Annotated in this window: 25 protein-coding genes and 1 other RNA gene; 20 read left to right on the plus strand and 6 right to left on the minus strand. The window is 40.5% G+C overall.

Going from position 1 to position 25,334, the window contains the following annotated elements; translation table 11 throughout:
- Positions 1-401 (plus strand): IS3 family transposase (locus Q8865_00545; protein MDP4151916.1); only part of this gene is annotated, 401 nt, incomplete at its 5' end.
- Positions 402-479: 78 nt separating this feature from the next.
- On the opposite strand, the gene Q8865_00550 is transcribed toward Q8865_00545, so the two are convergent.
- Positions 480-1,817, minus strand: coding sequence for a sodium:alanine symporter family protein (locus Q8865_00550; protein MDP4151917.1), 1,338 nt, complete (start codon positions 1,815-1,817; stop codon positions 480-482).
- A gap of 198 nt (positions 1,818-2,015) precedes the next feature.
- On the opposite strand from Q8865_00550, the gene recJ reads away from it, so the two are divergent.
- The 11 genes from recJ (at position 2,016) to Q8865_00605 (ending at position 13,575) form a co-directional block, all read left to right on the plus strand.
- Positions 2,016-4,103 carry a single-stranded-DNA-specific exonuclease RecJ gene (gene recJ, locus Q8865_00555; protein MDP4151918.1) on the plus strand — a complete coding sequence of 696 codons (2,088 nt, stop codon included), beginning with the start codon at positions 2,016-2,018 and terminating at the stop codon, positions 4,101-4,103.
- 25 nt (positions 4,104-4,128) lie between these two features.
- Complete coding sequence (locus Q8865_00560; protein ID MDP4151919.1) at positions 4,129-6,312, plus strand: bifunctional (p)ppGpp synthetase/guanosine-3',5'-bis(diphosphate) 3'-pyrophosphohydrolase; 2,184 nt, start codon at positions 4,129-4,131, stop codon at positions 6,310-6,312.
- Complete coding sequence (gene dtd / locus Q8865_00565) at positions 6,313-6,774, plus strand: D-aminoacyl-tRNA deacylase (protein ID MDP4151920.1); 462 nt, start codon at positions 6,313-6,315, stop codon at positions 6,772-6,774. It begins immediately after the preceding gene.
- Positions 6,775-6,776: 2 nt separating this feature from the next.
- Positions 6,777-7,400, plus strand: a complete 624-nt coding sequence (locus Q8865_00570) for an MBL fold metallo-hydrolase (protein MDP4151921.1) — start codon at positions 6,777-6,779, stop codon at positions 7,398-7,400.
- 18 nt (positions 7,401-7,418) lie between these two features.
- Complete coding sequence (hemZ, locus tag Q8865_00575; protein MDP4151922.1) at positions 7,419-8,861, plus strand: coproporphyrinogen dehydrogenase HemZ; 1,443 nt, start codon at positions 7,419-7,421, stop codon at positions 8,859-8,861.
- 14 nt (positions 8,862-8,875) lie between these two features.
- Positions 8,876-9,844, plus strand: a complete 969-nt coding sequence (locus Q8865_00580) for a hypothetical protein (protein ID MDP4151923.1) — start codon at positions 8,876-8,878, stop codon at positions 9,842-9,844.
- 56 nt (positions 9,845-9,900) lie between these two features.
- Positions 9,901-10,257 (plus strand): hypothetical protein, encoded by a 357-nt coding sequence (locus tag Q8865_00585; GenBank protein MDP4151924.1) that lies wholly within the window; start codon positions 9,901-9,903, stop codon positions 10,255-10,257.
- Between the two features lie 221 nt (positions 10,258-10,478).
- Positions 10,479-12,086 (plus strand): polysaccharide biosynthesis protein, encoded by a 1,608-nt coding sequence (locus Q8865_00590; protein MDP4151925.1) that lies wholly within the window; start codon positions 10,479-10,481, stop codon positions 12,084-12,086.
- A 1-nt stretch (position 12,087) separates the two neighbouring features.
- Positions 12,088-12,894, plus strand: a complete 807-nt coding sequence (mazG, locus tag Q8865_00595; GenBank protein MDP4151926.1) for a nucleoside triphosphate pyrophosphohydrolase — start codon at positions 12,088-12,090, stop codon at positions 12,892-12,894.
- A 54-nt stretch (positions 12,895-12,948) separates the two neighbouring features.
- On the plus strand, positions 12,949-13,221 hold the full coding sequence (locus tag Q8865_00600; protein ID MDP4151927.1) for an HU family DNA-binding protein: 273 nt from the start codon (positions 12,949-12,951) through the stop codon (positions 13,219-13,221).
- A gap of 111 nt (positions 13,222-13,332) precedes the next feature.
- Entirely contained in the window at positions 13,333-13,575 is a 243-nt protein-coding gene (locus tag Q8865_00605; protein MDP4151928.1) for an RNA-binding S4 domain-containing protein, read from the plus strand.
- 62 nt (positions 13,576-13,637) lie between these two features.
- Here the strand turns inward: Q8865_00605 and Q8865_00610 are convergent, their stop codons facing one another.
- Positions 13,638-14,525 (minus strand): class I mannose-6-phosphate isomerase, encoded by an 888-nt coding sequence (locus Q8865_00610; GenBank protein MDP4151929.1) that lies wholly within the window; start codon positions 14,523-14,525, stop codon positions 13,638-13,640.
- A gap of 94 nt (positions 14,526-14,619) precedes the next feature.
- On the opposite strand from Q8865_00610, the gene Q8865_00615 reads away from it, so the two are divergent.
- The 3 genes from Q8865_00615 to Q8865_00625 are packed head-to-tail and all read left to right on the plus strand — an operon-like array spanning position 14,620 to position 17,244.
- Complete coding sequence (locus tag Q8865_00615) at positions 14,620-15,486, plus strand: YegS/Rv2252/BmrU family lipid kinase (GenBank protein MDP4151930.1); 867 nt, start codon at positions 14,620-14,622, stop codon at positions 15,484-15,486.
- A 36-nt stretch (positions 15,487-15,522) separates the two neighbouring features.
- A complete protein-coding gene (locus Q8865_00620) occupies positions 15,523-16,767 on the plus strand; it encodes a replication-associated recombination protein A (GenBank protein ID MDP4151931.1) in 1,245 nt (414 codons plus the stop codon).
- Positions 16,768-16,776: 9 nt separating this feature from the next.
- Positions 16,777-17,244, plus strand: coding sequence for a flavodoxin domain-containing protein (locus Q8865_00625; GenBank protein ID MDP4151932.1), 468 nt, complete (start codon positions 16,777-16,779; stop codon positions 17,242-17,244).
- Between the two features lie 3 nt (positions 17,245-17,247).
- Here Q8865_00625 and Q8865_00630 read toward each other — a convergent pair whose 3' ends face one another.
- Genes Q8865_00630 through trpS form a run of 4 tightly spaced genes read right to left on the minus strand, consistent with a single transcriptional unit; the run spans position 17,248 to position 21,272 of the window.
- Entirely contained in the window at positions 17,248-18,000 is a 753-nt protein-coding gene (locus Q8865_00630; GenBank protein ID MDP4151933.1) for a hypothetical protein, read from the minus strand.
- A 24-nt stretch (positions 18,001-18,024) separates the two neighbouring features.
- On the minus strand, positions 18,025-19,182 hold the full coding sequence (gene wecB / locus Q8865_00635) for a UDP-N-acetylglucosamine 2-epimerase (non-hydrolyzing) (protein ID MDP4151934.1): 1,158 nt from the start codon (positions 19,180-19,182) through the stop codon (positions 18,025-18,027).
- A 9-nt stretch (positions 19,183-19,191) separates the two neighbouring features.
- Positions 19,192-20,259 carry an MraY family glycosyltransferase gene (locus tag Q8865_00640; GenBank protein MDP4151935.1) on the minus strand — a complete coding sequence of 356 codons (1,068 nt, stop codon included), beginning with the start codon at positions 20,257-20,259 and terminating at the stop codon, positions 19,192-19,194.
- The gene (trpS, locus tag Q8865_00645; GenBank protein MDP4151936.1) at positions 20,259-21,272 is read right to left on the minus strand and encodes a tryptophan--tRNA ligase; all 1,014 of its coding nucleotides are present in this window, start codon (positions 21,270-21,272) and stop codon (positions 20,259-20,261) included. Before trpS ends, Q8865_00640 begins: the two co-directional genes overlap by 1 nt.
- A 200-nt stretch (positions 21,273-21,472) precedes the next feature.
- Between trpS and ffs the strand changes: the two genes are divergently transcribed.
- The 5 genes from ffs to Q8865_00670 all read left to right on the plus strand — a co-directional run bounded on the left by ffs (position 21,473) and on the right by Q8865_00670 (position 25,236).
- Positions 21,473-21,737: signal recognition particle sRNA large type (gene ffs, locus Q8865_00650), an RNA gene on the plus strand.
- A 45-nt stretch (positions 21,738-21,782) separates the two neighbouring features.
- Positions 21,783-23,336: a DNA polymerase III subunit gamma/tau gene (gene dnaX / locus Q8865_00655; protein ID MDP4151937.1), complete on the plus strand. Its 1,554-nt coding sequence runs from the start codon at positions 21,783-21,785 to the stop codon at positions 23,334-23,336.
- Between the two features lie 25 nt (positions 23,337-23,361).
- Entirely contained in the window at positions 23,362-23,712 is a 351-nt protein-coding gene (locus Q8865_00660) for a YbaB/EbfC family nucleoid-associated protein (protein MDP4151938.1), read from the plus strand.
- A gap of 16 nt (positions 23,713-23,728) precedes the next feature.
- Positions 23,729-24,331, plus strand: coding sequence for a recombination mediator RecR (recR, locus tag Q8865_00665; GenBank protein MDP4151939.1), 603 nt, complete (start codon positions 23,729-23,731; stop codon positions 24,329-24,331).
- Positions 24,332-24,354: 23 nt separating this feature from the next.
- Positions 24,355-25,236 carry a 2-oxoglutarate dehydrogenase gene (locus Q8865_00670; GenBank protein ID MDP4151940.1) on the plus strand — a complete coding sequence of 294 codons (882 nt, stop codon included), beginning with the start codon at positions 24,355-24,357 and terminating at the stop codon, positions 25,234-25,236.
- Positions 25,237-25,334 lie beyond the last annotated feature (98 nt).

The following is a 25,334-nucleotide window of genomic DNA, read 5'->3' on the forward strand; positions in this document are numbered from 1 at the left end:
GTGATCTTTACGATAACAGCATCGTCGCTCACAAAACAGGCACGGAGCAAACGATTAATCTTGTGCTTACAATCAAAGTAGCCAAAGAAAAAGAATCGGTCACCGCAGAGTTACAGCTCCACAGTGACCAAGGGTTTCAATACACTTCGAACGGGTATTTTAACCTAACCAAAGAATACGGCATTACACCATCAATGTCAAGACGCGGAAACTGTTATGACAATGCTATGGCTGAAAATTTCTTTGGTATCCTTAAAACCGAGTGCATTTACAGAAATAAGCCTAAGACATTTGCTGAAGCACGACAGATTATTGATGACTTTATCTTTTTTTACAATCATGAACGAATTCAACTGAAAACAAAACTGACGCCGCTTGAAAAACGACGCCAGTTTGTGTAAATCAATGATATTCTACGATAGTGCGGTGCGTGTAATTTTTCGACAGTCTGAACCTTCGGCTAAGTGGCGGCGGTTTTTTTAGTGTATGTTCATTTTAAAGTAATGTTTTGTTTCATTAACAACTTCACCGGAAAGCGCCAAAATACCTATCAGGTTTGGAATAATGATTAGTCCATTAAAAGCATCGCTAAGTTTCCAAACCAAATTAAGTCCGAAAACTGAGCCGATCATAAGGAAAACTCCAAAAAATATTCTATAGTAAACGATTTTCGAAGATCCAAATAAAAAGTGCCAGTAACTTTCCCCGTAAAAGCTCCAGGCAATGATAGTTGAGAAAGCAAATACTATCAGGGAAAAAGTTATAAAATACTCTCCGAATGGCCCTAGGACTGAGCGATAGGCATAAATAGCGGTGTCGACACCATTAAGATCTTTTTTATCAGCACCGCTGCATAAAACGGAAAATGCGGTAAATGAACATAGTACGATAGTATCTATAAATACCTCCATCATACCCCACAGACCTTGTTTAACGGCGCTTTTCTCGGGTGACGCTGCGTGTGAAGGAGAAGATGTTCCAAGTCCAGCTTCGTTTGAAAAGATACCCCTTGCACACCCTAGTTTTATGGCCTGATACATGCCGGCTCCAGCCGCACCGCCAGCTATTGAATGAATATCAAAGGCACTGCGAAATATTTCGTATATTACTTTCGGGAGTGCCGGCAGGTTAAATAATATAACTGCAAGCGATGCTGCAATAAAAAGAAATGACATTACCGGAATAATAAAAGAAGTTATTGAAAAGATACGTTTTATTCCGCCTGACATTATTACTGCAATTATAATGGCAAACACAATGCCTGTAACAGCCTGCGGGATCTTAAAAGATGTTTTTGCGGCGCATGCCATTGCGTTCGCCTGTACCATATTCCCCATTCCAAATGATACAAGAAGCCCCATGACGGCATAGAAATATGCCAAAGGTTTTATACCAACGCCATTTTTAATATAATAAACTGCACCGCCTTTGTAATTTCCGTCTTTGTCCTTGAATCTGTATAGCATGGCAAGCACTATTTCAGCATACTTTACGATCATTCCCAATACTGCGCTGACCCACATCCAAAAAATTGCGCCCGCTCCGCCTAACGAAATGGCAGTTGTGACGCCAACAATATTTCCTATGCCGACAGAGCCTGAAAGAGCTGTAGTTAGTGCAGAAAACGGTGATATACTATTTTTATTTTTTGTTTTGAATAATGTGCCGATCGTATTTTTGATTACAAACCAAATGTGAAACTGAAAAAAATTGCAGCCAACAGTAAAATATAAGCTTACTGCAAAAATTACAGCCAGCATAAAAGGTCCCCAAAGGGCAGCATTCAGCGTATCTGAAATTTTCTCTATCAAAACCATTTTATCACCCCTCTGGCACCTCTCAAATTAATATGCATAAGCTTAATTGATTATACTTATAAATTCAAAATGCGGAGAAATACAGGTAAAAGTAGAAAAACTTTACCCTGATCCTATAAGGATTAAAATGGTTGCTAAAACATAGCATTACTGATATAATAATTATTTATAAGTAATGTATATTGTGAGGGGAGTTTGATGAAAGAGAAAAATTGGATAATCAGAAAGCAAGGCGATGAATGTGTTCATCAGCTTTGCTCTGCACTTGCGGTATCTCCTATAATTGCCAGACTTTTAATAAACAGAGGCTTTGATACAGTGAGCGCAGCAAAGGACTTTTTAAGTAAGTCTATTGATCAGCTGTATGATCCATTTTTACTTCCTGACATGGATAAGACCGTAAATAGGATTAGTAAAGCTCTAAGCGATAATGAGCTTATAACAATTTACGGTGACTACGATGTTGACGGGGTGACGTCAACAACTATTCTTTTTCAGTATTTAAAGGCAAATGGCGGAAGAGTATCATACTACATACCGGATCGGGTTGAAGAAGGGTATGGCGTTAACAGCAGTGCTGTTGAAATGATAGCTAAGACGGGGTGTACACTGCTGATTACTGTTGATTCCGGTATTACGGCAGTCGAGGAAATGCGCTATGCCGCATCTCTCGGCATGGATGTGATAATTACTGACCACCATGAGTGTACGGGAGAAATGCCGCAGGCTGTTGCGGTTATCGATCCCAAAAGGCCTGACAGTGAATATCCATTTAAACATCTCGCAGGTGTTGGCGTTGTTTTTAAACTTTTATGCGCACTGGCAGGCAGAGATAAGCTTTTTGAAATAGTAGAAGAGTATTCTGAGTTGACCGCTCTAGGTACTACCGCTGATGTAATGCCTTTAAATGGCGAAAACCGCATACTTGTATCACTGGGGCTGAAAAGGCTTGAGCATACTAAAAATCTTGGACTGAAAGCACTCATTTCACTTGCAGGCATAGAAAAAAAGAAGGTAACAACGTCTGTTATAAGCTATTCAATAGCGCCAAGAATAAATGCAGTAGGCAGGGTAGGGTGTGCCCGTCAGGCTGTGGAACTGCTTCTTGCTGATTCTACCGAGTCCGCAATGCAGGCGGCACAGGTACTTTGTAGTGCAAATGTTCTTCGACAAGAAGAAGAGAATAAGCTGCTTGCTGAAGCATATAAGCAGTTGCAGCAGGATGAAGCTATTCTAAAAAATAAGATAATAATTCTAGTTGGAGAAACATGGCATCATGGCATTATCGGGATCGCAGCATCGCGTATTAACGAACGATACGGGCTGCCTGCCATTCTGATCACATTTGACGGAGAAATGGGCAAAGGGTCTTGCCGCAGCAGTAAATCGCCGTTCAATATCTACGGCGCGCTTGAACTTCAGCGTAATTATTTTGAAAAGTTCGGCGGGCACGCGTCTGCTGCTGGCTTCTCTATACGCCGTGAAAATATAGATCCTTTTAAAAAGGCCTTAACTGAGTATGTAAATAAAACTATAACCCAACAGGATCTTACACCTTGTATAGATGTCGACTGCGAAGTCTTATTTTCGGATATAAGTTTAAAAACGATCAAAGAAATATCACTGTTAGAGCCGTATGGAACTGAAAATCCAACTCCTATTTTTTTAGTAAAGGGAGTAAAGATTAGTGAAGTTATGCCGCTTTCAAACGATAAGCATACACGGCTTACACTTTCACATGATAATTTAAACGTAAACGCCTTCTGCTTTGGAACACCTGCATCGTCGTTTCCTTTTTTTGTCGGGGACAGGGTAGACATCGTATTTAATCTTGATACCAATGTATATCGGGGAGAGACTACACCCCAGGTTACAGTAAGGGACATAAAGCTTTGCGAAGAGGAACGTTTAATACTTGAAAAATATTTTGATCTTTTGAAATGCTATGAAAATCACCTTCCCATCGATCAAAAAGATCTTGCAGATATTTTACCTGACCGGGAAGATTTTCTTTCTGTTCACCGTTACATAAGACGCAATAAAGAACCAAGAACACTTGAAGCAATGGCAAGAAGGATAGCATATACTACTGAAGACACTTTTAATATTTGCAAACTAAAAATTTGTATCGACGTTTTTTGTGAAATGGGATTGATTCAGTCGGAAAAGATAGAGGAACAGGGTCAGGTGCTTTATAGACTTTCAATCTTGCCAACGGTAGATAAGAAAAATTTAAATAATTCAACTATTTTGATAGGATTAAAGAAGATGCGGGCAGGAAGATAGTCGGAAATTATGTGAGGGAGTATCGATGGGTCAATATTATGATAAATTAAAAAACGCTGTCATACAAAGTGGCCAGAGTTATGATATTGAAAAAATCACTAAAGCATATAATATTGCTGAATCTGTGCATGAGGGGCAGAAACGTTCTTCAGGTGAAGATTACATTTCGCATCCTGTTGAAGCGGCAATTATACTTATCACTTTGGGACTCGACACAGACAGCGTCTGTGCCGGCCTTTTGCATGACACCGTAGAAGACACAGAATTAACCATTGATGATGTCAAAAAAGAATTTGGTCCTGACATAGCTGAGCTTGTCAATGGGGTTACAAAGCTTGGACGTATTCCTTATACAAGCAAGGAAGAAGAGCAGGTAGAGAATCTTAGAAAGATGTTCCTTGCAACTGCAAAAGATGCAAGGGTTATTATTATAAAATTATCTGACAGGCTTCATAATATGCGGACGCTTCAGTTCGTCAGCGAGGATAAAAGACGGCAAAAAGCACTTGAAACAATGGAGGTCTATGCTCCCCTTGCACATAGACTAGGTATGCAGCGCTTAAAAATCGAACTGGAAGACTTGGCTTTGCGATTCCTTGATCCGATCGGATATGCTGAAATTGAGGAAGGCCTTAAAATTAAAGAAAACGAACGCAAGGCTTTTCTTGAAAATACGATGGATCGAATCAAGCAACATTTTGAGGAAATGGGCTCAAGTGTTCAGATAAGCGGGCGTATCAAGCATGTTTACAGCATATACAGAAAAATGTACCGGCAGAATAAAACAATAGATGAAATATACGATTTGTATGCAGTTCGTCTTATAGTTGAAACAATTACAGAGTGTTATAATGCGCTCGGGATTATACATGACATGTATAAGCCTATTCCAGGCCGTTTTAAAGACTATATTTCGATGCCAAAACCTAATATGTATCAGTCACTCCATACAACGGTTATAGGTAAGGAAGGCATTCCGTTTGAACTCCAGATTAGAACATGGGACATGCACCGTACGGCTGAGTTCGGTATTGCCGCGCACTGGAAGTATAAGAATAACATTCAAAAACAGGATGGCAGTGAGGGCAAGCTTGAGTGGGTGCGCAAGCTTTTGGAGATGCAGACTGCTTCAGTTGACCCGGACGACTTTATGCGTGCATTTAAAATCGATTTCTTCGCGGATGAGATTTTTGTTTTCACGCCGAAGGGAGATCTTGTCAATCTGCCGGCTGGTGCAACAGTAATAGATTTTGCATATGCAATCCACAGCGAAGTTGGTAATAAAATGGTGGGCTGCAAGGTTAACGGCAAAATGATGCCTCTTGAATATCAGCCAAAAAACGGTGATATTGTAGAAATAATTACTACTAATGCCGGCAAAGGACCTAATCGTGACTGGCTTTCGTTTGCAAAAACCGCAGAGGCAAAAAGTAAAATTAAAACATGGTTTAAACGTGAACGACGCGAAGAAAATATAGAAAAAGGAACCGAAGATTTCGAACGTGAGCTTAAAGCAAGCGGCATTACAATTGCGCAAAAACAGCGCGACGAAATATTGCTTCAGATAGCAAAACGAGTTGGCATCACAGGAGTTGAAGAGCTTTTTGCAACAATTGGTTATGGGGGTATCGCGCTTACAAGGATCATGCCTCGTTTCCGTGACGAATATCAGAAACTATTAAGTGTTAAAAAGACTGATGAACAGATCCTTGCAAACTTAAACACAGAGAAAGAGACCCGCCAGAACAGGAAAGATGCATCCGCTGTTATTGTTGAAGGTATTGATAACTGCCTGATAAAATACGCAAAATGCTGCAATCCGCTTCCAGGCGATCCTATTGTTGGCTTTATTACAAAAGGCTATGGGGTTTCTATTCACAGAACGGATTGCAGTAATGCAGTAAACGGCATGCAGAACGAAGAAAGCGATCGCTGGCTTAAATGCCATTGGGCAAATTCTAAAAATACATCGTTTAAAGCTTCTTTACAGCTGTCATGTGTTCAAAGGTATGGACTTTTGGCAGACATATCCACAACGCTTGCCACAATGAAGGTATTTATCCATGCGGTGAACGCAAAAGAAGGCAGCGGAAGCTATACTGATATATTTTTAACAATTGATGTTGCGGACACTGATCATCTTGATCATATTATATCGAAATTATTAGCAATCAGCGGCGTCCTAAATATAAAAAGGGGGGTGAGCTGATTGAAAGCTGTGATTCAGCGTGTTTTGAATGCGTCTGTAACCGTAGAAGGGAACATTATTTCATCCATTGGCAAGGGGTATCTCATACTTCTCGGAGTCATGAGGGACGACACGGAAAAGGATATTTTGACGTTGGCGTCTAAAACGTCACGTCTTAGAATTTTCTCAGACGAAGATGGTAAGATGAATCAAAGTATTATTGATGTTGACGGAGAAATACTCGTCGTATCGCAATTTACGCTTTGCACCGATGCTAAAAGCGGAAACAGACCTGGTTTTACGTCAGCTGCGTTACCGGAAAAGGCTGAGACTTATTATAATTTATATATAGAAAAGCTCAAGGAAAACGGGGTTAAACATGTTTTGAGCGGCAAGTTCAGAGCTGATATGAAGGTTGAGCTTGTTAATGACGGCCCTGTTACTATAATTTTTGACACAAATGACTGGAGAAAGGGAGACTAAATTTGAAACTCGTATCAATGGTTTCCGGCCCGATTTCGACAAACACATATATAATAATTGATGAGAAATCTAATGATTGCGCTGTTATCGATCCGGCGATAAGAAATCGTGAAATATACAATTTTCTGGACAAGCATCCAGAGCTCAAAATCAAATATATAATCGCTACTCACGGTCATTTCGATCATGTTACACAGATAGAAGAACTGAAAGAGAAATATGGCGGTGAGGTTGTGATTCACCGTGCAGATCTTCCGTGGCTTGTTTGTGATTATAATGCGCGATATGCCCGTCATACTGCAGCAGCTAAGCCTCTTTCTGCTGATATGCTGCTTGATGGTGGCGAAACATTATTCGTCGGAGACATTAAACTTATATTTATCCATACACCAGGTCACACGCCTGGCGGGATGTGCATACAATGTGAAAATTGTTTATTTTCGGGAGATACATTGTTTTTAAATGATGTCGGCAGAACGGATCTTGAGGGCGGAGACGAAACAGCGCTTCATCACTCTGTTAAGGAAGTCATTGGCTCAATAAACGAAGATTTGAAGGTATATCCTGGGCACGGTGATCCAACAACACTTTCTCACGAAAAAACTCATAATCCGTATTTTAAATAGATTTGAAATGAGGCAGTAATGCGCATAGAATGTAATGGTCATAGTTACCGCAATTTAATAGAAAGCGTTTCGCTTTTATTTTATCCTGTATCCAGTTTCGAGGGGGATGAAGGCGACGGACGCGGTGTTGTAAGCACATTGAAAGTCGAACAAAATATGGCTTATGCGCATACTCTGTTATATGACGGACCGCAGAGTGCAGAATATGAGTGCAATGAAAAGGTGAAAGAGGATGGAGATTACCAGGTTCTTATAGGAAAGTCTGTCTTTCTTGCTTGGCAACGACTATGTAATATAACGCCGCCATGGGGTACACTTATCGGTATTCGCCCCGCTAAGGTTGCATCAAGACTATTATCGGAAGGTTATACAGATCAGGAAATAATAAACTTTTTTCAAGACAATTATTTTACAAGACAGGATAAGGCTTCAGTATGCATTGAGGCGGCTAAACTTGAAAAGAATGCGCTCGGTTTACTCAAGCCCGATATGTTCAGTTTATATGTATCCATACCGTTTTGCCCAAGCAGATGCAGCTATTGTTCGTTCGTATCGCATTCTATTGAGAAGGCAAAAAAACTTATCGATCCTTATGTAGATCTTTTATGCCGTGAGCTTGCTCTGTGGGGGGAAGCTGCTCGCGGAAGGTCTATGCGCCCATTGACAATTTATTTTGGCGGTGGCACACCTACAACTTTATCTGGTCAGCAGCTTTTAAGGATTATGAATACAATAAAAGACAGCTTTGATCTCACTTCACTTCAGGAATATACCGTAGAGGCCGGACGCCCTGATACAATCACTAAAGAAAAACTCGAAGCTATTAAAATCGGCGGAGCGGGTAGAATAAGTATAAATCCGCAGACAATGTCGGATAATACGCTTGCAGCGATTGGCAGAAGGCATACATCGGATGATATCCGCACAGCATTTAAAATTGCCCGTTCTGTTGGATTTGACACTATCAATGCTGATCTTATTGCAGGACTGCCGGGAGAAGGAATAGAAGACTTTTCACATACTTTAAAGGGGATTTTGGATCTTAGCCCGGAAAATATAACGGTTCATACTTTAAGCATTAAAAAATCGGCATTTCTAAAGGAAAACGGAGGAGATTTGCTTAGTAAACAGGCGGCTGTTACAGGAGAGATGGTATCTCTTGCATCAGAAGTATTGCGAAAAGAGAATTATCATCCGTATTATTTGTATCGCCAGAAGAACACGGCAGGGAATCATGAAAATGTAGGTTATGCAAAAGACGGGCATGACGGTTTATATAACATATATACCATGGGTGAACATCAGTCGATTTTAGCGGCTGGTGCCGGAGCTGTCACAAAGATCGTAAAAATGCCCGAAAACCGCATTGAACGATTTTTTGAATATAAATATCCATATGAATATATAAATAATTTCGAAAAAGCAGAAAATAATATCAAGCAGGCAATGAGACTGATTTGATTCAGAGGTGCACGATGGACATAAATAAGGGTATTAGCGTTATCGATATCGAAAAAATATCAAGGGCTGTTTTAGAAAACCCTCAAGCCGTTATTGATGAAGCTGAAAACACATATATTTCACAGTTAAATACTGTTGTAAATGCTGTATCAAGTGATTTATATAAACACAAAATAATAATGCTGTCAGGACCGTCTTGCAGCGGAAAAACGACAACTGCACTTATAATAGAGAGTATGCTCGAAAAGCGAGGCATTAAAGCATATACCATATCTCTTGACGATTTCTTTTTGGATCGCGAGAAAGTGCCGAAAAACGCTAAGGGCAACCCTGATTTTGAAAGCGTTCAGACACTGGAACTTGACTTATTGGAACGCTGCCTGTGTTCTCTTGCGAGAGGAGATGAAACGCCGCTTCCTCATTTCCATGTTGATAAAGTAATCAGGGAGGACAACGCCAGAACCTTAAGGCTTTTAGATAATGAAGTTGCAATTGTTGAGGGCATTCATGCTTTAAACGATCTCGTGCTTAATCATTTGCCCTCAGATCGTTCATATAGGCTTTATGTAGGACTTAGAAGCAATTATTTGAAGGATAATAAGCTTTTTCTTGCAAAAAATGAATTAAGATTACTTAGACGGACAGTGCGTGACAGTAAATTCAGAAGTAATCATGCGATTGGAACATGGGATATGTGGGCAGATGTTAGGCATGGTGAGGCAGAATATATAATCCCATTCGCTGATCGAGCGGACATCGTTATAAATTCAGCATTTTCTTATGAGCCGATGCATATGAAGCCTTTCGTTCTTCCACTGCTTGAAACGCTTTTTGATACCCGACATGCAGAAAAAGCTAAGAGACTTTATAATGCAATAGCCTCGCTTCCTGAGATAGACAGAAAGCTTGTTCCTGCAATTTCCATGCTTAGGGAGTTTACCGGAGGTTCTTCGTTTTATAAGAATAATGACTTGAATGTTTAAAAGCTTTTGGTATATCATATATACATGAAGGCATATCTAAAAAGGAGTGAGTTTTAATGAGCTTTACCACTGAACTGCTTTGCAAAATTAAAAAAGCAACAGATGTCGCAGGAAAAAAGGTTGGAGAATTTACAGAGGCATCGAAACTGCACCTTGATCTTTTAAATGCGCAGGCATCACTTGAAGATTTGTATCTGTCTCTTGGAAAAGAAGTATATGCAACATCAAAAACTGATAATCAGGATGTAACAAAAATTAATGAAATGTCTGGCCAGATCGATTTGAAACTGGCTGATATTGAAAGTATTCAGGCTAGAATTGCTGAAAACAAAGGGAAGAAGACATGCGGTACATGCGGAGCATGTAATGACGATGAGGCGGTTTTCTGTTCTCGCTGCGGCAGTAAGCTTTAATACAGCCTGCCAAAAAGCGCAAAAGGGAGTTATTGCTCTTTTGCGCTTTTTTGCGTTTACATAAATATTACTCGAGATCAAAAATGCTCACAAAAAAGAATAAATTGTTAATAAATAATAAATTAAATTGTATTATAACTTAACATTGCTGTATAATTCATAATGTTTGTTTTTAGGAAGTATATTAAAGCAAGAATGTAATTGAAAGGGTTAATCTATTTATGGCTGCAAAAAAACAGAATTTCATGGAGGGCGCACTTGTTCTGATGCTGGGCGGCATCATAGTTAAAATTATAGGCGCTCTTTTCAAAATACCGCTCTCAAACCTGCTTCATGGCGTCGGTATGTCCTATTTTACCGTTGCGTATGACATTTATACTTGGGTTTATATTATAACAACGGCAGGCCTGCCGATCGCGATTTCACGAATGGTTTCTGAAAGTAACAGCCATGGGAGATATACTGATTCCAAGCACATACTCCAGGTCGCTTTTAGAACATTTTTTGCGTTTGCAATCGTTACATCGGGATTCCTGCTGATATTTGCTAAACAGCTTGCAGATTTGATGGACAACAGCGACGCTGTTTATTGTATTATTGCTGTTGCTCCGGCTATTCTTTTTGAGATTATTATGTCTTCGAACCGCGGTTATTTCGAGGGCCATAAAAATATGGTTCCAACAGCTATATCACAGATTATTACTGCAACTGCAAAACTTACCTTTGGCTATGCGCTGGCGTATATTCTCTTAAAGAGAGGTTACGGGCTTCCAATCGCGGCTGCAGGAGCAATTTTCGGTGTTACAATCGGCGGCGCACTCGGCGCAATCTACTTATTTTTTAAGCGTATACATTATAAACCGGAACGTGAATCGATTTTTACCACAGATGTTGCAACTCCGCGGCGTAAGCTTTTGAAAAGGCTTCTTGCAATAACGATTCCAATAACGATTGGATCTTCCGTACTTAGCATTACTAACTTGATAGATACCGGTATGGTTATGAACCGTCTTAGTAGCGCAGGAATTGCTATGGATAGGGCAAAGTTGCTGTTTGGCAGCTATTCTGCCCTTGCGCGTACCATGTTTAATTTGCCAACAGCAGTTATAATTCCAATGGGTGTCAGCGTAATTCCATCTCTTGCCGAAAAATTTGCAACTGGGGTCAATAAGCAGTCTAGGGGAATTGCAGAATCCGCATTACGCGTTGTTATGATTCTATCAGTACCAGCAGGATTTGGACTTGCGATGATGTCAAAACCTATTTTGTCATTACTTTACTCTTCTCTGACAGAAGAAGTAAAAATTGCTGCCCCGCTTCTTACTTCTCTTGGGCCGGCTGTAGTTTTTGTTTGCCTCGTCTCAATTACAAATGCTATACTACAGGCGATTGGAAAAGAGAAGGTTCCGGTAGTTACGATGCTTATCGGTGGAACAATGAAACTTGTTTGCAACTATATCCTTGTAGGAACACCTAATATTAATATCTCTGGGGCTCCTTTTGGTACAAACCTCTGCTATGGCACAATAGCTTTATTAAATATTATTGTCATCTGGCGCTCGCTTGATGGTTTACCGACCATAATACCGACAACAATAAAGTCTGTCGGCTCCGCTCTTGTTTCATGCGGAGTTGCAGCGCTGCTCTTTAATCCTATTGCTGCAGCTATAGGTGCCACACTTTCTACCCTAATTTGTATAATAATCGCAGTATCTGGTTATTTTATAATATTGTTAACGTTCAAGGGTATGAACGAAGAGGATATTTTGCTGCTGCCTAAAGGAGAAAAAATTAAAAAAATACTTGCAAAATACGGATGGATAGGATAAAATGAAAACAATCAGTAAATATTTGGTTAATTTTGACGGTAACTACGATTTTGACGACCTAAAGGAAATAGTGCGAATCCTGAGAGCTCCGGGCGGTTGTCCGTGGGACAGGCAGCAGACGCATGAATCTATACGCAAAAACTTTATTGAAGAAACTTATGAGGCTATTGAGGCAATCGACAATAAAGACGCTGAACTTCTCGAAGAGGAACTTGGAGATGTATTGCTACAGGTTTTGCTTCATGCAGAGATGGAAGAGGAAAGCGGCATATTCGGAATTAGGGATGTAGTAGATGGGATTTGCAAAAAACTTATACTCCGACATCCTCATGTTTTTGGTGATGTTTCAGCGGAAACAAGCGAACAGGTGTTGAAAAATTGGGACGAAATCAAGAAAAAAGAAAAAAGTCAGAAAAATGAGTCTGAGGTTCTTAACAGCGTTGCCAAAAGCCTTCCCGCTTTAATGAGAGCTGTTAAACTTCAGCACAAAGCGTCAAAAGCGGGATTTGACTGGGACGATTATAGCGGCGCTCTTGAGAAAATAAAAGAGGAAACTTCTGAACTTGAATTGGCTATCAAAAACAATGATCAGCCTAATATAGAAGAAGAACTTGGCGATCTTCTGTTTTCAGTTGTTAATGTATGCCGCTTTTTTAAAGTCGAACCTGAAGAGGCACTTACAAAAACAAGCGACAAATTTGTGTCGCGTTTCTCCAAAGTTGAAAAGCTTGCGGCGGGGCAGGGCAGAGACATGAAAGAAATGACGCTTGAAGAGTTGGACAAGCTTTGGGAAAAAAGCAAAGGTTAAACTTTCGTTGTTTAACGGATTATATAAAATTACTTAAAATGCTGGAGGGTATTTATGAACAAGATGGAATTAATAGCTGCCATAGCTGAAGATGCCGAGATTTCTAAAAAAGACGCTGAAAAGGCGCTTAATGCTTTTACAGACATTGTTGAAAAGGCTCTTAAAAAAGGTGACAAGATTCAGCTTGTTGGTTTTGGATCTTTTGAAGTTAAGGTCAGAGCGGCTCGCACAGGCAGAAATCCTCAGACAAAAGAGGACATCCAAATTCCTGAAAAGAAACTTCCTGTTTTCAAGGCTGGTAAGAAATTAAAGGATTCCATTGCATAAGTTTTAAAATACTGTTAAAATGGTTGACGTGAATCCGTCAACCATTTTTTTTAAATTTGGCTATCCGTTTGCCGTAAAAGCGGACCCAACACAAGTTGCGGTTATAATTTTATGAGATTAGACAAATATTTAAAAGTATCACGTATTATAAAAAGAAGAACTGTAGCTAACGAGGCTTGTGACGCTTCACGTGTCACAGCTAATGGTAAGCCTGCCAAAGCGTCATATGAAGTTAAAATAGGGGATATTCTCGAGCTTCGTTTTGGACAAAAAACGCTTAAGGTTGAGGTTACCGGATTAAATGAACATATATCAAAAAACGATGCCCAAACCATGTATAAGGTAATAGAATAAGAGGGCTTCTATTTCGGAAGCCCTCTAAATGTATTAATTGTGTTTTTATTAAATAATAATTATTATACAGTTGTTACAATTACTTCGCCACATCCCTCTATGACATAGTTCCCATATCCTGACGGAATAAATATGCTGTCACCTTTGCGTGCGCTTATTCCATCTATATTAAAATCACCGCTTAGTACAAGCAGATGATGAAAACTGTCTTCATCAGCAGAGAGAGAAGCTTTGCTTTTTATATCTAAACGATGTGACGTAAAATATTCACATGAGGATAGAAGAACGCAGGTATAGCCATCATATGACTCTGCAGCGTAAGAGTGCCTGGCGGAAGCGGGTTTTAAGTCTGTGACGTCAATCGCCTTGTCAATATGAAGCTGCCGTCCTCTTCCGTAATCAAATACTCTGTAGGTAGTATTTGAGTTTTCCTGTATTTCAGCGATTATAATCCCTTTTCCAATTGCGTGGAGCGTTCCTGCCGGAATAAAAAATACGTCTCCGCGCTTTACTTTTACAGAATTCAATATCTCTTCGACTGTTCCGTTTTTGATATGGGTTTCAAATTCATCCTTTGTAACTTCATATTTTAGTCCGTAGTATAAATAAGCATCCTCTTCGCAGTCTACGATGTACCACATTTCTGTTTTGCCTGGTTCTCCTTCGTGTTTATATGCATACTCATCATTTGGGTGAACCTGTACTGAAAGGTTTTCCTTTGCGTCAATAAGCTTTATCAGAATCGGAAAATTATCTGTTTTCAGATATTCCCTGAGGGGCTGACCGGCAAATTCGCCGTTAGCAATAATACTATCCCCATCTTTATGACACGCAAGTTCCCAGCTTTCGGCCAGCGGGGTGATATCAGTGATTTTATTATATTCGGTTTTTAGCCTGTTACCGCCCCATATATAGTTTTTATATATAGGATTTAGCTTTAAAGGTGTCATTTTCTCTCTCCTTAAGTTTTTATCTATTATAACGCAATAAATTAGACATGGTATAATATTTTTATAAAATAAGTCTAAGGATACGGTGAATAAGATGAAACTTAAATTTATTTATAATCCGAAGGCAGGCCGTGGAAAAATTCTTAGATGGTTAAGCAGAATAGAATATAGATTTAAAAAAGCGGGAGCTGAACTGGAGGTATTTTGCCTTGATGGTAAAGCCGATATGCAGGATTTTATAACAAAAACTCCTGTGGATTATGACGGAATAGTTGTTGCCGGCGGCGATGGAACAGTCAACCGTGTAATAAACTGCATGATCAAAAATGATGTAGTCACGCCGTTAGGCATACTTCCAACGGGGACAGCAAATGGGTTTTCACGTTTTATGAGAGGAAAACACCATATTCTGAAGGCTGTGGACGTCATTTTAGAAAACCGCGTAGTAATGACGGATCTTGGGTGTGTCAATGGAACATATTTTATAAATGTATGCTCTGCCGGGGTTTTTACAGATGTTTCACAAAAAGTCGATATTAATCTAAAAAACAAAGTCGGAAGCCTTGCTTATGTATTTGCGGGGATTAAAGATTTAAAAGAATTCAGTCCCATAACGCTTTCTGTAAACGGAGAAATTGTTGAAGCATTATTTTTTCTTGTGTTCAACGGGCGTGGAGTTGCTGTACTGGATAAGCTTGCGGATAAAGCAAGTATTCGTGACGGACTTCTTGACGCTGTTGTAGTAAAAAAGTGTAATTTTTTAAGAAGGATCCGTGTATTTACCAAAATGGTTTTTGGAAAACATTTTGGCGATAGCGCAGTGATGTTTAAACAGTGTGACCATATAATTATTAAGAAACTGAATGGGACATGTTCTCTTCCTGATGTTGACGGTGAACCAGCCCCTGAATTTCCTCTTGATATTATCTGTGAAAAGAGAAAAATGCCGATTTTTATGTAAGAAAGGGTGAGTACCGTGCAGCCTCTTGCTGACAGAATGAGACCAAAATCGCTGTCTGACGTGGTCGGACAAAAGCATCTACTTGGCAATAACGGGATACTAAAGCGCATTATCGAAAGCGGCATAGTGCCCAATATGGTATTTTTCGGGCCTCCCGGAATAGGCAAGACTACAGTTGCAGACATAATAGCAAAGTCAGCCGGCAAAACTTTATACAAGCTTAACGGGACAAGCGCTTCGACATCGGATATAAAGGCAATTATTAGCGGGCTTGGCACTTTTGAAGCACAGGGAGGAGTGCTCGTTTATCTTGACGAGATCCAATATTTCAACAAAAAACAGCAGCAGTCTCTCCTTGAGTATATGGAAAACGGTGATATCACGCTTATAGCATCGACTACCGAAAACCCTTATTTTTACGTCTATCCGGCTCTGCTATCAAGATCTACCGTATTTGAATTTATGCCCCTTGACGAAAGTGACATTATGATGGTCATTAACAGGGGCATCATCGAAATGGAGCATACAACAGGCGTCACCTTTGATATCGAAAAGGGTGTTTTGGAGCATATTGCTTTCTCCTGCGGCGGGGATGTGAGAAAATCTCTTGTAGCAGTGGAACTCTTATGCCTAGCCGCAGCTTCTAAAGAGTCGCATACTATTAGTTTGGAAGATTCGAAGCTGGTTACGCAAAAGTCTGCAATAAAGTATGATAAAGACGGCGACAGCCATTATAATATATTAAGTGCCTTTCAGAAAAGTATCAGAGGTTCAGATCCCGATGCGGGGCTTTATTACTTAGCTAGACTGGTTGCAGCCGGGGATCTGCCGTCCATTTGCCGCCGGATCCTTGTTATAGCAGCTGAAGATATAGGGCTTGCATATCCGCAGGCAATTTCAATTGTTAAGGCATGTGTGGACAGCGCTTTACAGCTTGGCTTTCCTGAAGCGAGGATTCCTTTGGCTGAAGCTGTCATTTTGCTCGCTACAGCCCCTAAATCAAACTCTGCCATTATTGGAATAGACACTGCACTTTCGAGGATGCAAGCCGGAAATACGGGCGATATACCGGCACATTTAAAGGATTCGCATTATTCCGGAGCTGAGAAACTTTCACATGGGGTCGGTTACAAGTATCCGCATAACTACGACAATCACTATGTTGCTCAGCAATATCTTCCCGATAAATTAAAGAATACGCATTTTTATGAATACGGCGATAATAAGTTAGAGCAGATAACACGTGAATATTGGATAAAGATCAAAGATAAAAAGGGGTAGGGGGACATTATGAAAACTTTAATTGTATATGCAAGCAAGTCTGGCACAACGGAAAAATGTGCGCAGATTTTGGCAGAAAAGCTTTCAGCTGACGTTAAAGACGCAGGAAAAGAAAAAATCGATATTGAAGGATATGATACTGTAATTATCGGCAGTTCGATACGCATGGGGAGAATTCAAAAATCTGTTAAGGACTTTATTGATAAGAATATTGGCTTGCTTCTTAAGAAAAAAATAGGGCTTTTCATTTGCTGTGGTTTCACGGAAAATGCGAACCAGTTTTTCTCAGCTAATTTTCCTCAAAATTTGCTAGATTCGGCAATTGCAAAAGAATGTTTTGGCGGTGAGCTTGATAAAAACAAACTTCACGGCCTAGATAAAATAATCGCGGGCATGGTTACCAAAACTGATCCCAACCGTCCCGCTCCAAAGATTTTGCTTGAGAATATCAATAAACTTGCTGCAAGCTGCAGATAAAAATCACCCCGAATGTCTATAAGACCTTCGGGGTTTAAAATACCTTTTGGGCAGCGTTTCAGAAATCTCAGAAGTTTGTATCGCCATTGTCAGATGTCCTGCGGTATAACATTCAGATTTTAACACGACGCCATATTCAAGTGAAATCCAATATTTTTCGGTTTGACTGAAAGATGGTGAGGTATATTCCACATATAAAATCTGCCTGTTGTCCATCAGTTCAAATCGAGCAGCCGTAATATCCTTAACAGGAGCATTCAAAAAATATGATAATTCAGGCATTCTCATTAGAGATGAACGTGAATACTGTTCGGATGCTGCTGTACTGAACGATTCACCGTTAAGATAATTCGAAATTTTTACATTCCCGCCTGAAATAGAGTAGGAATATTGCAGCCCTCCGTTAGCGGTATATATCTCTATAAGTTCGCTTCCGTCTTTTTTATAGTATCTTGCGTTATTTGTAATGGACGCTGCACCATTATATATAGTTGTTTTAATATTCCAGTAAAGTGTATTAGGTGTCTTATAAGTTTTAAGATATGCTTTGATATTTTCTTTTGATATTTCCGGAGTTACACCCTCACCTGTAATTTTAGGAGGAGATAACTCGGGATTTTTTGCAAATTCGCTTTCAGGCATGGAGACGCTTTCTTCCGGAACAACCGGGGCAAGATGTGTTCTGCCCCACCATACCAGCGCACAGAGTGCGGCTGCAAGCAGGACGTATTTTAAAATTGAAAGCTTTTTTTTCAAACGTCCTCCCCCCTTAATCGGAAGCTATATTCCAAACTCCTTTGGCGCGGGCTGATCCGCAAATTTATGAAGTATTGCCTGGACTATCCTCTCGCTTGCGTGTCCGTCTCCATACGGGTTTACAGCTTTAGCCATTTTATCATATACAGCACTGTCGGTAAATAAAGTAACAAGGTCGTTATAGACATCCTCTTCTTCAACGCCTGATATTTTTACTGTACCAGCAGTTACAGCCTCAGGACGTTCTGTTTCATGTCTTAAAACAAGAACCGGTTTTCCAAGCGCGGGAGCTTCTTCCTGCAGACCGCCTGAATCGGTGAGCACCAAAAAGCTATCGTTCATGATATTATGCATATCGTCAGTATCGATTGGAGAGGTGAGAACGACATTTTCGACATTTCCTAATATGCGCTTTGCAGTGTTTTTGACGCGAGGGTTAGGATGAACGGGATATAAGAACAAAACGTCTTTGAATTCATCGGCGGCGCGGTGTACTGCGTTAAAAATATTTTCAAAAGGCTGGCCGAGATTTTCTCTTCTGTGAGCAGTCATAAGCACTATGCGCATATTGTTTTCACGGGCGCGCTCAACAGCTTTTTGAACGTCAGGGCTTTTGTATTTATAATTAGGGTGTATTGTATACTTTAAAGCATCTATAACGGTGTTGCCTGTTATATAAATATTATCATGAATATTTTCACGGTTTAGATTTTCCTTATTAGCATGGGTAGCGGCAAAGTGTATATCAGCTATGTCGCTGATAACTAGCCTGTTGAGTTCCTCAGGATATGGCGAATATTTATCAAATGAACGAAGCCCTGCTTCAACATGTCCCACCCTTGCCCCGGCATAGAAAGATGCCAGAGCCGCAGTAACTGCTGTTGTTGTATCGCCGTGAACCAGTACAAGATCAGGCTTAAATTCAGTCACGGCGTCTTGCATGTGCGATATTACTTTTGAGGCGATAGAATTTAATGTCTGAGATGGTGTCATAATATTAAAGTCGAAGTCAGGTTTAATATCAAAAAGGTTAAGAACCATATCAAGCATTTCTCTGTGCTGAGCGGTTACGCAAACACCGCATTCAATGCGGCGATTTTTCTTTAATTCCTTAACTAATGGCGCCATTTTAATTGCTTCAGGCCTTGTTCCGAACACAACAAGAGTTTTTAGTTTTGACATAGCAGCCTCCTAATTCTTTTCATTGTCAGCTTTTTCTGAGGATTTGCTGTTTTCATGATACATACGGGCAGCAACAAGAAAGACAACGAGGGCTGTGCAGACGATAAGTACCGCTTTTGTCGTTCCTGTCTGCGTAAGCAGAACAGCGGATATACCGCAAACAATGCTTACAGAATAAATTATGGCGACTGTCTGCTTCTGCGAAAATCCCATATCAATCAGCCTGTGATGCAGATGACTTCTGTCGGGCGACATAGGTGACCTGCCTGAGGCAATTCTGCGAAGTATAGCAAACGCAGTGTCAAATATGGGCAATCCTAAAATTAGAAACGGAACAGCAAATGATACTAAAGCGTAAAACTTAAATAGACCTTGAATTGAAATTATGGCTAGTATATACCCTAAAAATGTCGACCCGGTGTCACCCATGAATATTTTTGCGGGATTTAAATTATATGGCAAAAATCCGATACAGGCTCCAGCAAGAGCAGCGGTTAAAATCTCAACATCTCTTTCACCGAGGATCAACGCAATGCAAAGGAGTGAGAAACATGCAATAGATGAAACTCCGCAGGCAAGTCCATCAAGTCCGTCTACAAAGTTAACAGCATTCGTAATGCCTACTATCCAAAATACTGTAATCGGAACAGTCAGCACGCCAAGATTTAAGTAAGGGTTATTTGAAAATAAATTTATATTTGAGAAAAAATTGATTTCCACGCCGGATAAAGCGGGGATAAGAGCAGCCACGATTTGTACGATAAATTTCGGCATGGCGTCAAGCCTGTATATATCATCAAATATTCCAAGCACTAGAATTATCACACCGCCGATAAGTATTGCGCGCATCTGGGTTGTCAGATCAACCATTAGCAGAGCTGTAAAAAAGAAACCGAAAAATATAGCAAGTCCGCCAAGACGCGGAATAGGTTTTTTATGCATTCTCCGGCTGTCTGTAGGAACGTCAATCGCACCTACTTTTTGAGCGAAAGATTTTACGACAGGTGTAAGCAAAAAAGATATAAAAGCTGCCGCAACAAATGCTATTACAACATAAATATACCGAAGGGGGAACATTAAACACCCTTCCTTTCAATAAAACCGATTTTGCGCTGAACTTTTGAAAGGGTCTTTTGAGCTATCCAAGAAGCTTTTCTAGCTGACTCTTTATATAACGACTCAAGATAATCCTTATTTTTTAGCAGGTCTTCTGTCTTTTCACGAAGCGGTCGGAGCATCTCAACAACGGCCTCACCAACCGAGCTTTTGAATTCGCCGTATCCTTTACCGTCAAATTCAGCTTCGATCTCTTGAAAGTTTTTGCCGGTCGCAATACTGTAAATAGTCATTAGGTTGTTTATTCCGAGTTTGCCTTCTTTATAAATGACTTGAGTATCGCTGTCGGTAACTGCTCTTTTGAATTTGCGGGCGATAACGTCAGGCTTATCCATAAGCAAAATAAACGCGTTTTCATTGCTATCCGACTTAGACATTTTGCGCTCAGGTTCAGCAAGACTCATGATCCGTGCGCCTACTTTTGGAATTATAGGCTCAGGAATTTTGAAAACGTCACCATAAACTCCGTTAAATCTTGTTGCCACATCCCGGCAGATTTCAACGTGCTGTTTTTGATCCTCTCCAACAGGAACAGCATCCGTTTGGTATAAAAGTATGTCTGACGCCATTAGAACAGGATAGGTGAACAGACCTGCGTTAATATTGTCGGCATTTTTTGCAGATTTATCCTTAAATTGGGTCATTCGGGAAAGTTCACCGAACATCGTGTAGCAATTTAAAATCCATGAAAGTTCTGCATGCTGAGGAACATGGCTTTGTATAAATAAAAGCGTATTGTCGTTATTAACGGGATCGATGCCGCAGGATATAAGCTGCGCGTACAGTTCAAGTGTCTGGCGCCTTAAATCGGCGGGGTTTTGACGAACTGTGATGGCATGCATGTCCACAACAGAAAAAATGCAGTTATACTCATCCTGCATACTCACCCAGTTTTTAACAGCTCCAAGGTAATTTCCAAGTGTTATTTTACCGCTGGGCTGTATACCGCTGAATACGGTTTTTTTGTTGTCCATTAACTTTTTACCTCAAATTAAATATTTATCTTATGTATTATATACCATTATTCCCGCCTTTTCAATTAAAAAAAGGATTGGGCATAGGTATCTTTGGTTCCATATCAAGGATACTTAGTTAAAACTCTTTGTATTGACTTGAAGGAATAAAAAACGTATAATAAGTAAAGTATAAAGCAAAGCCTTGATGACAGATAAAGCCGCGCTAACCGGGGAGTCAGCGGTGCCCTGTACCTGCAATCCGCTATAGCAGGGGCGAACGTCCGAACTGAGGTAATCGACTGTGCAGCTGCCGCGTGGTATGGTGCGTTGAGAGGCAGGCCTTATGCAATCAAAAACTGTGAACTATGTCAGGCGGGGAACCGAGCAGCATTAAGCAGATCTTTTGATGTGCCATGAGTATCCCTGCCTTGAGCATCTACCGAGCGTTCCGTGTATAGCCTATTTTCGAAGCGGACTGCGCGGTTTTATGTGACATCAAGGCACTTTGCTTTCAATGGAGGTGACAATATGTACCAGGCACTGTACCGCAAGTGGCGGCCTCAGATTTTTGATGAGGTTTCGGGTCAGGAACATATTGTACCACTTTTAAAAAAGGAAGTAGCCGATAATAAGATTTCTCATGCGTATCTCTTTTGCGGGACACGCGGAACGGGAAAAACAACGCTTGCAAAGATACTTGCAAAAGCAGTTAACTGCGAGAATCCGAACAACGGCAATCCCTGTAATGAGTGCGAATCTTGCAAAAGCATTACAAACGGAAGCAACATCGACGTTGCTGAAATCGATGCAGCATCAAACAATGGTGTCGATAATATAAGAGAAATACGTGAGGAAACTCAATATACACCTGCAAGATCGAAGTATAAGGTGTATATTATTGATGAGGCGCATATGTTATCTACGGGGGCATTTAATGCGCTTTTAAAAACTTTGGAAGAACCCCCTGAGCATGTTATATTTATTCTTGCTACAACCGAGTTTGCAAAGGTGCCTGCAACGATTCTTTCAAGGTGCCAGAGATTCGATTTTCATAGAATACCAAACGAAGTAATAGAAAAAAGGCTTAAGCAGGTCTGTGATTCTGAGGGCTTTAAAGAAGACCATGAAGCGCTTACCCTGATCGCCAGGCTTTCAGACGGGGCTCTGAGAGATGCTTTGTCTATTCTGGATCAGTGCGCTTCAGGCGGGAGCGTCACCTATAAACGGGTTGCAGATATTACTGGAATCGGTGATAGGGGCTATCTTAAAGACCTTGCTGCTGCAGTAGCAAAAGAAAGTTTTGAAGACGCGGTTCAGGCGATTGCAGCTCTTGAAGGAACAAGTAAGTCGCTTGAAACTGTCGCAGACGAGCTGTCGTCATATTTTCGAGATATTCTGATAGTTAAAACATGCAACGCCTGGCAGGGGCTTTTGTTATCGCCGCCCGCTGAATGGGACACGATCAGGTCATTCTCAGAATGTTTCAGTGTACAGCATCTTCTTTCTCTTATAAATATTCTTCAGCGTGAGAATGATAATATAATTAAAAGTGCCAATAAAAAAATCGAACTTGAAATGACTCTGTTTAAGCTTTGTTCAGTTTTAAACAAGGCATTTGTTGAAACAAAACCTGAAACTGTAACAGTTGCAAAACCTTCTAAAAAGGCTCCGCATACGGATGATGCTCCACCGTGGGATACAGATTCGAATAATGAAAAAAGAGTGCCTGAGTCGCCGAAAGTTGAGACTGCAGTAAAACCAACGATGATAAAAGACGGTGACCCTGAATTTTGGCCGGAAGTGCTTGCTTCGCTTCATCCATCATTATCGGCTTCGCTAAAACGTTCAAATGTTGCAGTGAAAGATGGAAAACTTATTATAGCTACCTTTAGCCCGCTGACTTATAAAACATTATCTGAAAATAGGGCTACGATAAGTGAAATACAAGAGAAAGTTGCAGGAATAAGCGGACTGAAGCTTGAAATTGAAGTGAAAAAAATTGATGAAGCCGGTGAAAAAAGCACAGCCGATGATAATAGAAAACAATTTTTAAAAAATGCTCAAAATTTTATGAATAAATAGCATACTGAAAGGCGGACTTAGAAAAATGAAAGCAAGACTACCTGCGGGGTTCAATCAAGGCGGCCAGGGCAATATGAATAACATAATAAAACAGGCGCAAAAGATGCAGGAGGATATGGCCGCCCTTCAAAGTGAACTTGAAGAACGAGAGTATGAAGTCACTGGCGGCGGCGGTGCAATCAAAGTCGTTATGACTGGAAAAAAACGTTTAAAATCAGTTGAAATAACCCCTGAGGTTATCGACCCTGATGATATAGAAATGCTCCAGGATATAATAGTTGCTGCTGTTAATGAGGCGGCGGATAAAGTGGAAGCGGAAGCTGAAAAAGAGATGGCATCTATAACTGGCGGTATGAACCTTCCCGGAATGTTTTAACTGCAGGGGGTAAGATATGCAATATCAGGTGCCTGCGGTTGCTAAACTTGTTGAACAATTCGCACGTCTTCCCGGAATCGGGCGGAAAACAGCTCAGCGGCTGACTTTTGCCATTATCGGAATGTCGAAAGACGAGGCTTTAGCTTTTGCCGAAGCCGTGAAAGATGTAAAAGAAAGCGTTAGATACTGTAAGGTCTGTCAGAATATTTCGGATACGGAGGTTTGTGCAATTTGTGACAGCCCTGTGCGTGACAAGACGACGATATGTGTTGTTGAGGATGCTCAGGATGTTGAGGCGTTTGAAAAAACCAAGGAATACAGGGGACTTTATCACGTTTTGCATGGCCTTATTTCGCCAGCAGATGGTATAGGCCCTGATAATATCAGGGTAAAAGAATTACTTTCACGTCTGTCGGGTGGGACGGTTCGTGAGGTGATTATGGCGACGAATCCTACCATTGAGGGAGAGGCAACCGCAATGTATATTGCAAGACTCCTTAGCCCTCTAGGTGTAACAGTCACGCGGCTTGCTTTTGGTATTCCTATAGGTGGAGAACTAGAATATGCAGACGAAAACACTTTGCTTCGTGCAATAGAAGGACGGCACGAAATAAAATAACGGTAATGAAGGGGGATATCCTTATGTTGGGATTTAGAAGTGATGGTAAGCTGGTTAAGCCGGAGGATCCAATGTTTTCGGTTATTCCGCTTATAATGACGCGTCGTAGTGATGCCCAGGTATTCCATAAGATTACCATCAACACCGACGCCATTGATAACTATATCAGGGAAAAGCGTGAAAACGGTTTGCGCTATACGTACATGGATGTGGTGATAGCGTCTTTAGTAAGGATATTTGCTCTGCGACCCGACCTTAACAGGTTCATTGCAGGCGGCAGGCTTTATCAGCGTAAAGGAATATTCATTTCTTTTGCTGTAAAAAAGGCGATGTCTGATGATGCCCCGGAAACAACTGTTAAAATAGGTTTTACCGGCAACGAGACTATGGAGGAAATATCAAGGAAGATTCAGGATGAAATTACTTTCAATAAGCAGGCCGAAGGACAAAACGATACAGATTTGCTTGTAAAAGTGTTTCAATTTGTCCCACATATTGCACTTAGAGCCTTTGTCGGTTTTGCCAAATGGATGGACAGAATGGGCGTTTTGCCAAAAAGTTTGATTAAGCTAAGTCCTTTCCATACGACTGCATTCTTTTCTAACCTTGGCTCAATCAATCTTGACTATATATACCATCATATTTACGACTTTGGAACAACAAGTGTATTTATAACGCTTGGTAAACGAGTAAGAATTCCAGAAGCTGTTGATGGTGAAGTTGCTGTTAAAAAATGCACCAATATCGGTGTTGTCGTAGATGAACGTATCTGTGACGGATATTACCTGTCAAAAACACTTAAGCTGCTGGATAGACTGTTCAATCACCCGAATATGCTTGATGTGCCATTATACGAAAGCGATGGGATGGTTTCCGAAATGGAAGAAAACAAGGCCACAATATAATTATCTAAAAATTCAGCTAAGTTATTAAAAAGCGGTGTAAACTAGTTTATGAGAATTAGTTTACACCGCTTTTCCTTTGGGGTATAATGTTTTTGGGT

The sequence above is a fragment of the Bacillota bacterium genome, from assembly GCA_030705925.1.
Taxonomy (GTDB): Bacteria; Bacillota; Clostridia; order Oscillospirales; family Feifaniaceae; genus JAUZPM01.